Source organism: Streptomyces sp. CNS606, assembly GCF_000426325.1.
In genome coordinates this window covers 377595-391089 of the sequence record NZ_KE384522.1, presented here as the reverse complement: position 1 = coordinate 391089, position 13495 = coordinate 377595, and the positions used below count along the sequence as shown (strand labels likewise).

At 72.0% G+C, this 13495-nt stretch carries 11 protein-coding genes and 1 tRNA gene; 8 read left to right on the top strand and 4 right to left on the bottom strand.

The genetic code is table 11. The features are described 5' to 3' along the window. Window positions 1-16: 16 nt before the first annotated feature. Window positions 17-547 (bottom strand): NUDIX hydrolase, encoded by a 531-nt coding sequence (locus tag K304_RS0126415; protein ID WP_027766155.1) that lies wholly within the window; start codon window positions 545-547, stop codon window positions 17-19. Beyond that, on the bottom strand, window positions 544-2037 hold the full coding sequence (locus K304_RS0126410) for a zinc-dependent metalloprotease (RefSeq protein WP_027766154.1): 1494 nt from the start codon (window positions 2035-2037) through the stop codon (window positions 544-546). Before K304_RS0126410 ends, K304_RS0126415 begins: the two co-directional genes overlap by 4 nt. Window positions 2038-2239: 202 nt before the next feature. On the opposite strand from K304_RS0126410, the gene K304_RS0126405 reads away from it, so the two are divergent. The 4 genes from K304_RS0126405 to K304_RS0126390 all read left to right on the top strand — a co-directional run bounded on the left by K304_RS0126405 (window position 2240) and on the right by K304_RS0126390 (window position 5495). After that, entirely contained in the window at window positions 2240-3334 is a 1095-nt protein-coding gene (locus K304_RS0126405; RefSeq protein ID WP_027766153.1) for an SDR family oxidoreductase, read from the top strand. A 109-nt stretch (window positions 3335-3443) separates the two neighbouring features. After that, the gene (locus tag K304_RS0126400; RefSeq protein ID WP_486591811.1) at window positions 3444-3902 is read left to right on the top strand and encodes a molybdenum cofactor biosynthesis protein MoaE; all 459 of its coding nucleotides are present in this window, start codon (window positions 3444-3446) and stop codon (window positions 3900-3902) included. A gap of 196 nt (window positions 3903-4098) precedes the next feature. Further along, window positions 4099-4368 carry a hypothetical protein gene (locus K304_RS31515; protein WP_051308872.1) on the top strand — a complete coding sequence of 90 codons (270 nt, stop codon included), beginning with the start codon at window positions 4099-4101 and terminating at the stop codon, window positions 4366-4368. Between the two features lie 26 nt (window positions 4369-4394). Further along, complete coding sequence (locus K304_RS0126390; protein ID WP_027766151.1) at window positions 4395-5495, top strand: PDZ domain-containing protein; 1101 nt, start codon at window positions 4395-4397, stop codon at window positions 5493-5495. Between the two features lie 71 nt (window positions 5496-5566). On the opposite strand, the gene K304_RS0126385 is transcribed toward K304_RS0126390, so the two are convergent. Further along, window positions 5567-6142: a PPA1309 family protein gene (locus tag K304_RS0126385; protein ID WP_027766150.1), complete on the bottom strand. Its 576-nt coding sequence runs from the start codon at window positions 6140-6142 to the stop codon at window positions 5567-5569. A 112-nt stretch (window positions 6143-6254) separates the two neighbouring features. Here K304_RS0126385 and K304_RS31510 point away from each other — a divergent pair, with 112 nt between their 5' ends. From K304_RS31510 to K304_RS0126370, 3 genes are all read left to right on the top strand, one after another. Beyond that, window positions 6255-9170 (top strand): UPF0182 family protein, encoded by a 2916-nt coding sequence (locus K304_RS31510; RefSeq protein ID WP_199779688.1) that lies wholly within the window; start codon window positions 6255-6257, stop codon window positions 9168-9170. Between the two features lie 172 nt (window positions 9171-9342). Further along, window positions 9343-11046, top strand: a complete 1704-nt coding sequence (locus tag K304_RS0126375; protein ID WP_051308870.1) for a tetratricopeptide repeat protein — start codon at window positions 9343-9345, stop codon at window positions 11044-11046. Window positions 11047-11198: 152 nt separating this feature from the next. Beyond that, window positions 11199-11272: transfer RNA gene (locus K304_RS0126370), tRNA-Met, on the top strand. A 108-nt stretch (window positions 11273-11380) separates the two neighbouring features. Here K304_RS0126370 and K304_RS0126365 read toward each other — a convergent pair. Next, entirely contained in the window at window positions 11381-11797 is a 417-nt protein-coding gene (locus K304_RS0126365) for a Fur family transcriptional regulator (protein WP_027766148.1), read from the bottom strand. 154 nt (window positions 11798-11951) lie between these two features. Here K304_RS0126365 and K304_RS0126360 point away from each other — a divergent pair, with 154 nt between their 5' ends. Further along, window positions 11952-13421, top strand: coding sequence for a catalase (locus K304_RS0126360; protein WP_027766147.1), 1470 nt, complete (start codon window positions 11952-11954; stop codon window positions 13419-13421). The last annotated feature ends 74 nt before the right edge of the window (window positions 13422-13495 follow it).

The window sequence follows — 13495 nt, the reverse complement described above, 5'->3', positions numbered from 1 at the left end:
GCCGACCCCATCCCTGTCAGTCGAGCAGGCGGCTCGTCGCGGTGGCGAGGCGCTGGACGGAGGCGTCCGTGACGTCGGCGAGTTCCGCGAAGCGGAACCAGCGCAGGTCCAGCGACTCCTCGCTGACCTCCGCCACCGCGCCGCGAGGCGCCCGCACCGCGTACTGGACGTCCAGGTGCCATGCGCACGGCGTCAGGTGCCGGTCCAGCCGCACCGGCGCGTCGCCGAGCAGCGCCAGCCCCGCGATCCCGGACTCCTCCGTCGCCTCGCGCAGCGCCGCCTGCGCCAGCGTCGTGTCCTCCGGCTCGCAGTGGCCGCCGGTCTGGAGCCACATCCGCAGCTTGCGGTGCAGGGTCAGCAGCACCCGCCCGCCGTCGGCGTCGACCACCAGCGCGCTCGCCGTCACGTGCGCGTCGGCACACGCCTTCCAGACCCCGTCCGGACGGGCGGCGAGGTGGTCGAGGTAGGTCAGCCGCAGCTGCTCCTGCTCGGCGTCCGGGGCGCCCCACTCCCTCAGTACGCGGCCCGTGTTTGCGTGCAGGCTCACTTCTGCTCGTCCGGACCGCCGGTGCCGGAGTCCGGACCGCCGGTGCCGGAGTCCCGGCCGTCCGCCCCGGATTCGCCGTCGGTGCGGCGTTCCGCCGCGTCGCCCAGCATCTTGTCCAGCTCGGAGAAGTCCGGCTGCTCGCGGTGCACGAAGCCGTCCGGGTCGTCGAGGTCGTCCGCGGTGGGCAGCATGTCCGGGTGGGACCACAGGCCGTCGCGGCCCTCGGCGCCGCGCGCGTCGGTCAGCGACGCCCACAGCCGGGCGGCGTCCCGCAGCCGTCGCGGCCGCAGCTCCAGCCCGATCAGGGTGGCGAACGTCTGCTCCGCGGGGCCGCCGGACGCGCGGCGCCGCCGCAGCGTCTCGCGCAGCGCCCCCGCCGACGGCAGGTGGGGCTCCGCGGCGGCGTGCACCACCGCGTCGACCCAGCCCTCGACCAGGGCGAGGGCAGTCTCGAGCCGGGCCAGGGCGGCCTTCTGCTCGGGGGTGTCCTCCGGCTGGAACATGCCCTGCTGCAGCGCCTGCTGGAGCTCCTCCGGGTTCTGCGGGTCGAACTGGCCGACCACGTCCTCCAGCTTGCTCGTGTCCACCTTGATGCCGCGGGCGTAGCCCTCGACGGCGCCGAACAGGTGCGAGCGCAGCCACGGCACGTGCTGGAAGAGCCGCTGGTGAGCCGCCTCGCGCAGCGCCAGGTAGAGCCGCACCTCCTCCAGCGGCACGCCCAGGCCCTCACCGAACTTCTCGATGTTGTGCGGCAGCAGCGCGGCCTTGCCCGAGGGGCCCAGGGGCAGGCCGACGTCGGTGGAGCCGACGACCTCGCCGGCGAGCACGCCGAGCGCCTGGCCGATCTGGGTGCCGAACATCGCGCCGCCCATGGAGCGCATCATGCCGAGCAGGGGCCCGGCCATCGCCTGCATCTCCTCGGGCAGCACGTCGCCCATCGCCGCGCCGACCCGCTCCGCGACCGGGTCCACCAGGTCCTTCCAGACCGGCAGGGTCGCTTCGACCCATTCGGCGCGGCTCCACGCCACCGCCGAGGCGGAGCCGGAGGGCAGCGACGTCGCGCCGTCCAGCCACAGGTCCGCCAGCCGTACGGCCTCCTCGACCGCGCCGCGCTCGGCGGGGCCGACGCTGACGTCCTTGTCGCCGCTGTTCTCGCCGCTGCGGGCGACGGTCTGCCGGGCGATGTCCTTCGCCATGTCCCAGTTCACCGGGCCGCCCTCGTACGACAGCATCTGGCCCAGCCGCTGGAACGCAGCACCGAGGTCGTTCGGGTCGAAGCCGCCCGCACCGCCGGCTCCGCCCAGCGAGCCGAACATGGCGGCCAGCGGGTTGTCCGCACCGCCCTGGCCTCCGCCGAAGCCGAGCGGGTTCGGGCTCGGCCCGTCGCTCCGGCCGCCCTGTCCCTCGTCGCCGCTCCGCTTCTTCTTGCCCTCGTCCCCGTCCTCGGGCTCCTCGGGAGGTACGCCGAATCCGAACGGAATGTCACTCACGGGTTTCCTCGGCTCTGTCTCGTCGGACGGTTCGCTGCTGCGTGCGCTGTCGCGTGTGGCGTGCGCGGCCAGGCCCGGACCCCGCGTACGGTCGCGGGTGTGGATCTGACCGATCCGGTGGGCTCTGCCTCCAGCCTAGACACCCGTCAGGCAGGATGGGTCCAGCCCACCTCGTACCAGAAACAACCACTGGAGACGCCCGGTGAGTTCCTCTCCGTCCGACGTTCGCGCAGCGCGAACCCCCGTCGTCGCCGTCACCGGCGCGGCCTCGGGAGTGGGTGCCCTGCTCACCGAGCGGCTCGCCGCCTCGCCGGAGATCAAGCAGGTCATCGCCCTGGACGAGCGTCGCGGGGAGGTGGACGGTGTCGAGTGGCACACCCTCGACGTGCGGGACCCGGCCATCGCCGAACGGCTGCGCGGCGACACCCGCCCCGTCGACGTGGTGGTCCACCTTGCGCTCGACCTGGACCTGGAAGCCGACCCGGCGGCCCGTACCGCCTACAACGTGCGCGGCGCGCAGACCGTGCTCACGGCGGCGGCCGCGGCCGGGGTGCCGCGCGTCGTGGTCTGCACCTCGGCGATGGTCTACGGAGCCCTCCCGGACAACGACGTGCCGCTGGCGGAGGACGCCGAGCTGCGGGCCACCGCGGAGGCCACGGGCCTGGGCGACCTGCTGGAGATCGAACGTCTGGCGCACCGCGCACCCCGCGCCCACCCGGGCCTGAACGTCACCGTGCTCCGGCCGGCCGTGCTGGTCGGCGGCACGGACACCGCGCTGACCCGCTACTTCGAGTCGCCGCGCCTGCTGGTGGTCGCCGGCTCGCGGCCGTGCTGGCAGTTCTGCCACGTGGACGACCTGGTCAGCGCCCTGGAGTACGCGGTGCTGGGGAAGGTCGACGGTGAGCTGGCCGTGGGCTGCGACGGCTGGCTGGAGCAGGAGGAGGTGGAGGAGCTGACCGGCATCCGGCGCATGGAGCTGCCGTCGTCGGTCGCCCTCGGCGCCGCCTCCCGGCTGCACCGGCTCGGCATAACACCCTCCCCGGCAGGCGACCTGGCGTACACCATGCACCCCTGGGTGGTCAGCGGCAGCAGGCTGCACGACGCGGGCTGGCGCCCGGCCTGGACGAACGAGGAGGTGCTGGCCGAGCTGCTGGAGGAGGTCGCCGGCCGGCACACGGTCGCGGGCCGCCGCCTCGGCCGCAAGGACGCCACCGCCGCCGGCGCCGCCGGCGCCACGGTCGCCCTGCTGGGCGCCGCGGCGGTGGTGCGCCGGGCACGCAAGCGCCGGGGCGTCTGACCTCGCGGTCACTCGCCGTTCCCGCCGTTCCCGTCGGCCCCCGTCGCCACGCCGTCCACGGAGCAGACGGCGGTTCCGCTGCGGGGCTCGGTGGGGCAGCATGAGCCGCATGGCACAGACGCACGAGCACCCCGGCGAGCAGCCCTCACCCGACCCGATCCGGCTGCTGGGCATCCGCGGCACCCCGCTGTCGGTCGACGAGGTGTTCGCCGCGGTCGGCGACTCGGCGGCGGGCGGGACGGCGCTCTTCGTCGGAACGGTCCGCGACCACGATGGCGGCGCGGATGTCGCCCGACTGGGCTACTCGTCCCATCCGACAGCGGAGGCCGAGCTGCGCCGGGTCGCGGAGAAGGTCGCCGCGGACTTCCCCGTGCGGGCGCTGGCGGCCGTGCACCGGGTGGGCGACCTGGAGATCGGCGACCTGGCGGTGGTGGTCGCGGTCTCCTGCCCGCACCGCGCGGAGGCCTTCGCGGCGTCCCGTCGCCTCATCGACGACCTGAAGTCCGAAGTCCCCATCTGGAAACACCAGACCTTCCACGACGGCACCGAAGAATGGGTGGGCGCGTAGCGCCCGCGATGACGCGTAGCGCCTTCCCTTCGGGGGCGTGGGCGGAGTGCGGGTTTCAAACACCTGAGACCGTTGTGCGTGTCGGCGTTGCGTAACCCCGCACCCGCCCCGAGCGTTGGAAGCGCCGAGAGCTAATCTGCTCATCAGTCGGCCGGAAGTCCGGTCGACCAGCGCATTTCCACGTCGGGAGGTCTCGATGGCGGCTCTCCTCTGGTTGCTGATCCCGGTCGCCGCCGGAGTCGTGGCGAGCGTCTGGGGCGGCTGGGCCGCCCGGCGCAAGTCGGTCGTCCCGGACGCGGCAGGCGTGGCCGGATACGAACGGTTCCGCGCCGCCATGGCGCGCACGCACAGTGGCGGGGCCGGTTCCCCCGAGCCCGCCGCTCCGGCCGCCTCGACGCCGCGGGTACCGGCCAACCACGGCACCATGCCGCCCGCCGGGAGCGGTGCGGGCCGGGAAGCGCACTGACTCCCCGGTCCCGTACTGTCGTACGCATGCCACGCCGCACCGCGACCATGCTTGCGTCCACGCTGCTTCTGATAGCCCTGCTGTGCGGGGTCGTGCTGATCAAGGTGCCGTACGCGGAGATGTCCCCGGGGCCGACGTACAACACGCTGGGCGAAGTGGACGGCGAGCAGGTGCTGAGCTTCCCGGGCAAGGACATTCCGGAGAACGCCTACGGCGGGCACCTCAACATGACGACCGTCCGCGTCACCGGTTCCGAGTACCGGATGGACCTGTTCACGGCCCTGCACGGCTGGCTCAGCGAGGACGACGCGGTGGTGCCGCACGAGATCCTCTACCCGGAGGACAAGTCGGCCGAGGAGGTCGACCAGCAGAACGCGGAGGAGTTCAGCCAGTCCCAGGAGAGCGCCAAGGCGGCCGCGCTCAAGGCGATCGGCGAGCCGGTCACCGCCCGGGTGGTGGTGCAGGCGGTCATCGAGGGCGGCCCTTCGCAGGGCACGCTGCACGCGGGCGACATCATCCGGTCGGTGGACGGCGAGCAGGTGCGGAAGCCGACGGAGGTCGCCGACATCGTCACCCGCCACCAGCCGGGCGAGAAGGTCCGCTTCACGGTGGTCCCCGCGGACGAGGTGGAGGACGCGCAGAAGGACGGCCGCGGCATCGGCTCCCTCGACGGCGAAGTGGTCACCGTCCGCACCGAGAAGGCGCCGGAGGACGGCCGCGCCATCGTCGGCATCCAGCCCGGCCTCACCCACACCTTCCCGTTCCGGATCGACATCTCGCTCGCGGACGTCGGCGGCCCGAGCGCCGGGATGATGTTCGCGCTGGGCATCATCGACAAGCTGACGCCCGAGGACAAGCTCACCGGCGGTGCTTTCGTGGCGGGCACCGGCACCATAGACGCGACCGGCCGGGTGGGCGCGATCGGCGGCATCGGCATGAAGACGATCGCCGCCCACGACAAGGGTGCGGAGTACTTCCTCACCCCGGCGAAGAACTGCTCCTCCGCTCTCGCCCACAAGCCCGACGGCCTCACCCTGGTCGAGGTGGAGACGCTCGACGACGCGCTCGGCGCGCTGGAGAAGATCCGCGCGGGCGAGACCGCCGACCTTCCCCGCTGCGGCGGCTGAGCCCGGCCGCCCGGGGCTCCGGTCACCCGGAACCCTGCGGCGCGGACCCGTCACTCAGCCCGTCTCGTCCTTCAGCCGGCCTCGTCGAAGGTCGCGGCGAGGGCGTCCGCCAGCCCCGGCACCAGCCCGGCGCCGGTGAGGACCTCCGTCGAGGCGTCCTTCTCCCGCAGCCGCAGTGCCGATTCGCGGGCGCCGTCGCGCAGCACGCCCACGGTCATCCGGACCTCCTGCCGCTCCGGGTGTTCGGCGACCCACCGCGACAGCCCGGCCTCGTCCATGTCCTCGGGTGCCGAGTCCTCGGCGGAGGGCGGCAGCATCAGCCGCTCGACGGTGAGCGCGCAGCCGGCCACGGCGTCCGGCCAGCCGATCGTGCCCAGGAACTCGTCGAGCGGAGTGCCGGGCGGCAGCTCGTCCTGCTCGACGGGGGTGAGTGCGAGGACGCCCGGCTGCTCCTCGTCGCCGCCCTGCACGCCGAGCTGCTCGGCGAGCCCGGGCTCCTCGGCGCGCAGCCTCGCGGTGTCGACCAGGGCGAAGAGCCGTGCGGGCTGATCCCATCCCAGACCCGCCGCGTACTCGTCGATTTCGAGAACCGCCCTGGTCAGGGGGCTCGTGGCCATCGGGGTGCTGCCTGTCGCGTTGCTGTTCATCGCTCCATCCTGCCGGTCCGGCCCCCGGACTCGGGAACCGGGTAAAGCTTCGGTAAGTTGCCTAGGTGGGCCTACGATGCGGGCCCTGCATCATCCACTGCGAATCTTCGAGGTGCGCACCTTGGCTTTCCAGATGCCGGACCGGGGCTCCGGAGGTCCCACCGGGCCACGGATCAGAGTGGGCCGACCCTCGCGGCGCGCCCGGACCTTGCTCATGACCGCGGGCGTGCTCGCGGTCCTCGCCATGCTCTTCGTCATGTTCGCCGGGTTCTGGACGGACTGGCTGTGGTACCGCTCACTGGACTACAGCTCGGTCTTCACCACCACCCTGGTGACCAAGGTCGGGCTGTTCGCCGTCTTCGGCCTGCTGATGGCCGCCGTCGTCGGGCTGAACATCTGGCTCGCGCACCGGCTGCGGCCGCCGCTGAGCGCCATGTCGCTCGAGCAGCAGAGCCTGGACCGGTACCGCATGGGCATCGCGCCGTACAAGAGGTGGATCCTGCTCGGCATCGCCGCGCTGGTCGGTCTCGTGTCCGGCGCGTCCGCCGCCGGGCAGTGGCGGAAGTGGCTGCTGTGGGTGAACGGCGTGGACTTCGGCACCACCGACCCGCAGTTCGGCATGGACGTCGCCTTCTACGCGTTCGACCTGCCGTGGTACCGCTTCCTGCTCGGCTTCGGGTTCGCCGCGACGGTGCTCTCGCTGATCGCCGCCGGCCTGGTGCACTACCTGTACGGCGGGCTGCGCGTCACCAGCCCCGGGGCCCGCGCCACCGCGCAGGCGACCGGCCACCTCTCGGTGCTGCTCGGCGTCTTCGTCGCTCTGAAGGCCGTGGCGTACTGGCTGGACCGGTACGGCCTCGCGGTGAAGGGCAGCGACTTCAAGGCCACGGAGAACTGGACCGGTCTGAAGTACGTCGACGCCAACGCGTACCTGCCGGCGAAGACCATCCTCTTCATCATCGCGATCATCTGCGCCGTGCTGTTCTTCGCGACCCTGTGGCGGCGTACCTGGCAGCTCCCCGTCATCGGCTTCGGCCTGATGGTGCTCTCCGCCATCCTCATCGGCGGCCTCTACCCGGCGATCGTGCAGAAGTTCCAGGTCGAGCCGAACGAGCAGGCCAAGGAAACGCCGTACATCAAGAAGAACATCAAGGCGACGCGCGACGCGTACAACATCAACGACTCGCGCGCGACCAACTACTCGGGCACCAGCAAGGCCGGCGACCAGGAGCTGCGGAACGCGGCGGACACCACCGCCGCCCTCCGCCTCCTCGACCCGAACGTCGTCTCGCCGACCTTCCAGCAGAAGCAGCAGGTGCGCGGGTACTACGAGTTTCCCGCCACGCTGGACGTGGACCGCTACACCACGGAGGACGGCGAGGAGGTCGACTCGGTGGTCGGTCTCCGTGAGATCGACCCCGACGGCATCCCGAAGAAGGGGTGGATCAACGAGCACTTCAAGTACACCCACGGCTACGGCATGGTGGCGGCGAAGGGCACCGAGGTCGACAAGGACGGCGAGCCGGTCTTCCTGGAGAAGAACCTGCCGCCGCGGGGCGAGCTGGGCGAGTACCAGCCGCGGATCTACTACGGCGAGCAGACGACGGAGTACTCCATCGTCGACGGCCCGCAGAAGGAGATCGACTACGTCGGGGACGGCGCGGAGGTCACGTACTCCTACACCGGCGACGGCGGCGTCGAGCTGTCCAACCCGTTCAACCGGGCCGCGTACGCGATGAGCTTCGGCGAGCCGCGCATCCTGTACTCGGGTGCCATCGGCGAGGGCTCGCAGATCCTCTACAACCGGACGCCGAAGGAGCGGGTCGAGGCGGTCGCCCCGTGGCTGACGATCGACGGCGACCCCTACCCGGCGATCGTGGACGGCAAGGTCCAGTGGATCGTCGACGCCTACACGACGACCAACAACTACCCGTACTCCTCCCGCACCACGCTGGGCGACACCACCACCGACGCCCTGACCGACAGCCAGCGCTCGGTCGTCGCCCAGCAGAACCGGGTCAACTACATCCGCAACTCGGTGAAGGCCACCGTCGACGCCTACACCGGCGAGGTCGAGCTCTACCAGTGGGACGAGAAGGACCCGGTGCTGAAGACCTGGATGAAGGCCTTCCCGGGCACCGTGGAGCCGAAGAGCGCGATCAGCAAGGACCTCAAGGAGCACATGCGCTATCCGCAGGACCTGTTCAAGGTCCAGCGCGAGCTGCTCACCCGCTACCACGTCACGTCCGCCTCGCAGTTCTACAGCGGCAGCGAGCGCTGGCAGATCCCGGACGACCCCACGCGCGAGGGCAGCACGGCAGTTCCGCCGTACTACCTGAGCATGAAGCTGCCGGGGGAGAAGGAGCAGACGTTCTCGCTGACCACCACCTTCAACCCGGTGGAGCGTGAGACGCTCGGCGCCTTCATGGCGGTGGACGCGAACGCGACGAGTCCGAACTACGGGCGGATCGACCTGCTGAGACTGCCCTCCAACACCACGGTGGCCGGGCCGCAGCAGGTGCAGAGCAAGATCAACTCCGATCCGGAGATCGCCGACGACCTCAACATCCTCAAACGCGGCGACTCCGAGATCGAGTACGGCAACCTGCTGACGGTGCCGCTCCGGGGCGGCCTGCTCTACGTCGAGCCGGTGTACATCGAGGGCGCGAACACCAGCTATCCGCGTATGCGGAAGGTCGTCGCGGTCTACGGCGAACGGGTCGCGTTCGAGAACACGCTGGAGGAGGCGCTGAACAACGTCTTCCAGGCCGACGGGACCGGCGACACGGGTGAGGATCCCGGTCAGGATCAGGGCCAGGACCCCGGCGAGGACCAGGGTCAGGACCCGGGTGGCGATCCGCCCGGCGACCCGGACCTCCAGCAGGCCCTCCAGGACATCGAGGACGCCTACGAGCGCAGCGAGGAGGCTTTCCGCGAGGGTGACTGGGGTGCCTACGGGCGAGCCCAGGAGGACCTGAAGGAGGCCATCCAGGACGCCGCCGACGCGCGTGCGGGCGGCGGTTCCTGACGGGAAAATCGGACGAAGGGCCCGGGGTCAACGACTCCGGGCCCTTCGCTTGTCCGGGGGATGTCCGGTGTTCGGTGTTTGAGTGATCTCCGTGTCGGGAAGTCGACAAAACGCTGAAGTGACCTCATGGGGAGCGGTATTGAGGTGTACGCGGGTTGCGGGTGATGCGACGATGGGGCTTATGGGGGACAAGGTCAGACTTGACGATCGGGATGTCGGGGGTGGCACGCCGGACATCAACGCGATGAGTGTGCTGGGTGCGCAACTGCTGCGCCGGGGGGATCTCGACGCCGCCGAGCCGAAGCTGCGCGCCGCGACGGCCGCGGGCGACCGCGCGGCGGCCAACAATCTGGGCGTGCTGCTGCACCAGCGCGGTTACCCCGACGAGGCCGCCGGGTGGTGGCGGGTCGCCGCCGTGGCCGGCTCCGCCGCAGCGGCGCACGCGCTGGGCCGCCACCACCGGGAGCGGGGCGACGAACCGGCCGCGCACTACTGGCTGGTGCAGTCCGCCGAGTCCGGTCACGCCCTCGGGGCGTACGCGCTCGCCGACCTGCTCGCCCACCGCGGCGAGGAGGGCGCCCGGGAGTGGTTCCGGGCCGCCGCGGAACAGGGCCACCGCGAGGCGGCGTACCGGCTCGCGAAGATCACCGAGGACCGTGGGGGCGAGGGCGGCCGCAAGGAGGCCGAGCAGTGGTACCGGCAGGCCGCCGCACGCGGCCACCGCCTCGCCGCGCTGCGCCTGGGCACCATCCTCGAACGCCGCGGTGAGCTGAGGGAGGCCGGCCGGTGGTACCTCACCTCCGCCAAGGACGGCGAGTCCCGTGCCGCCTGCGCCCTGGGCTTCCTGCTCCGCGACGCCGGCGACGAGGACGGCGCCGCCGAGTGGTGGCGCCGCGCCGCCGAGGGCGGGGACGGCAACGCCGCCAACGCCCTCGGCGCCCTGCACGCCTCCCGTGGCGAGCGGCAGACCGCCGAGCGCTGGTACCGCGCCGCGCTGGACGCGGGCGACGACAACGGCGCGTTCAACCTCGGCCTGCTCTGCTCCGCGCAGGGCCGTACGGCCCAGGCCGAGCAGTGGTACCGGCGGGCCGCGTACGCCGGACACCACGAGGCGGCGAACGCGCTGGCCGTCCTGCTGCTCCAGCGGGGTGACGCGGACGGTGCCGAGCCGTGGTTCTCGAAGGCCGCCGAGGCGGGCAGCGTGGACGCCGCCTTCAACCTCGGCATCCTCCACGTGGGCCGGGGCGACGATCACGGCGCGCGCATCTGGTACGGGCGCGCGGCGGACGACGGGCACGCGGAGGCGGCTCTCCAGGTCGGCCTCGCGCTCCAGCGGGACGGCGACGACCACGCCGCCGAGCGCCATCTGCGGCGTGCCGCGGGCGGCGGCAGCATCGAGGGCGCCTTCCGGCTGGGCGTGCTGCTGGAGCAGCAGGCGCAGGAGCCGCGGGAGCGCAGCGCCGACGTGCTGCCCGGCCGTGACGAGTTCGAGGAGTGGTACGAGCGGGCGGCCGAGCAGGGACACCGGCGCGCGCAGGTGCGGCTGGGCATGTGCGCCTCCGCGCGCGGCGACGTCGTGGACGCCGCCCGCTGGTACCGCGCGGCCGCCGAGGGCGGCAGCCCGAACGGCGCGTTCAACCTCGGACTGCTGCTGGCCCGTGAGGGCGGCGAGCCCGAGGCCGCGCTGTGGTGGACCCGAGCGGCGGAGGCCGGCCACGGCCGTGCGGCCCTGCGGCTGGCACTGGTCGCCGCCCGGCGCGGTGAGCTGGCCGAGGGCCGGCGCTGGTGTGCCCGTGCCGTCGAGATGGGGCCCGAGGAGGTCGCGGAGCGCGCGGCGCGGCTGGCCGACGCTCTCGCCGACGAGCTCTCGGCGTGACCGTGGGGCGGGGTGGCCCGCCTCACGGCGGCGCCGCCGCGCCGGGCGGGCCCCGGCCGGAGCGGCGGGGTCGGGTGTCCCGTGTCCGAGGGCGCGGCGGGTACGCGATTTGCACCGGCGTCCTGTGGTCCGCTACAGTGATCACACAACGGCGCGGGGTGGAGCAGCTCGGTAGCTCGCTGGGCTCATAACCCAGAGGTCGCAGGTTCAAATCCTGTCCCCGCTACTGAAGACGAAGGGCCCGGAACGGTGTTCCGGGCCCTTCGTCGTGTGTGCGTGTCGCGCGACTGCCGCGTGGGCTGCGCGAGGGCGGCAGCGACGGTGCCCTCGGGTGTCAGGCCGCGGCGCAGTCGGGGCACAGCCCCCGGTAGGTGATCGTCGCGCCCGCCACGGAGAAGCCGTAACGCTCCCCGTCGGGCAGCGAGGCGAGCGGGTCGCCGGTCGGGTGCACGTCGCGGATCGTTCCGCACTGCGAGCAGACCAGGTGCTGGTGGCTGTGCCGGGCGTTGGGGTCGTACCGCTTGGCGCGCCCGTCGGTGCTGACCTCTCGCACCTCGCCCAGCGTGACCAGTTCGCTCAGCGTGTTGTAGACCGTGGCCCGCGCGATCTCCGGAAGCCGGTCCGTGGCGCGCGCGTGGACCTCGTCGGCCGTGTAGTGCACGTGGTCGCCGTCGAGCACTTCGGCGACGACGCGCCGCTGTGCGGTGAGCCGCCAGCCGCGCTCTCTCAGTCGTTGCAGAAGGTCGCTCATGCCCCCAAGCCTAGCAGTCGGACGTTCCATGGCCAGACCCCGTACGGCTTTCGGAGTCTTCTTGACTTGGACAATGTCCAATGTAGGATCGAGTGCAGATCACCAGGGGAACGGTTTCCCGCAGGACGGGTCCCCGAGCACCGAGGAGGCGGATGTGACCGCGCAGCAGTACGAGACCACCGGCCCGCTGACGACCGAGTCCGGCGCACCCGTCGCGGACGACCAGAACAGTCAGACGGCCGGTGCCGGCGGCCCGGTGCTGGTCCAGGACCAGCACCTGCTGGAGAAGCTCGCCCACTTCAATCGTGAGCGCATCCCGGAGCGCATCGTGCACGCCCGCGGCGCCGGCGCGTACGGCACCTTCACCGTCACGCGCGACGTGACCCCCTACACCCGCGCCGCGTTCCTCTCTGCGGTGGGCAAGGAGACGGAGGTCTTCGCCCGTTTCTCGACCGTGGCCGGCAACCTGGGCGCGGCGGACGCGGTCCGCGACCCCCGCGGCTTCGCGCTGAAGTTCTACACCGAGGAGGGCAACTACGACCTCGTCGGCAACAACACCCCGGTGTTCTTCATCAAGGACGCCGTGAAGTTCCCGGACTTCATCCACACGCAGAAGCGCGACCCGTACACCGGCTCGCAGGAGGCGGACAACGTCTTCGACTTCTGGGGGCTGTCGCCGGAGTCCACGCATCAGGTGACCTGGCTCTTCGGCGACCGCGGGATCCCCGCCTCCTACCGCCACATGCACGGCTTCGGCTCGCACACCTTCCAGTGGAGCAACGCCGACGGCGAGGCCTTCTGGGTCAAGTACCACTTCAAGACCGACCAGGGCGTCAAGAGCCTCACCCAGGCCGAGGCGGACGAACTGGCCGGCAAGGACCCGGACAGCCACCAGCGCGACCTGCGCGAGTCCATCGAGCGGGGCGACTTCCCGAGCTGGACGGTCTACGTCCAGGTCATGCCGGTGCAGGACGCGGCGGCCTACCGCTTCAACCCGTTCGACCTGACGAAGGTCTGGCCGCACGCGGACTACCCGCTGCACGAGATCGGCCGGATGGAGCTCCACCGCAACCCGGAGAACATCTTCGCCGAGGTCGAGCAGTCGATCTTCTCCCCGCACCACTTCGTGCCGGGCATCGGCCCGTCCCCGGACAAGATGCTCCAGGGCCGCCTCTTCGCGTACGGAGACGCACACCGCTACCGCGTCGGCATCAACGCCGACCACCTCCCGGTGAACCGCCCGCACGCCACCGAGGCGCGCACCCACGGCCGGGACGGCTTCCTGTACGACGGCCGGCACGGCGGGCGGAAGAACTACGAGCCGAACAGCTTCGGCGGGCCGCCCCAGACCGGCCGCCCGCTGTGGGAGCCGGTCGCGGTCTCCGGGCGGACCGGCGACACCGAGGCCCCCTCCCACGCCGAGGACGACGACTTCGTCCAGGCCGGCGACCTCTACCGGCTGATGACGGAGGAGGAGAAGGGCCGGCTCATCGACAACCTGGCCGGCGCCATGGCGGGCATCACCCACGACCACATCGCGGAGCGCGCCATCGAGAACTTCCGCAGGGCGGACCCGGACTACGGCAAGCGGCTGGAGGCCGCGGTACAGGCCCTCCGCGGCTGACCCGGGGTCGCGCACCCCGGTGGGCATCCGCTCGCCGTGAAGAGCCGGAGGGACCGGACGCCATGGGGCTCCGG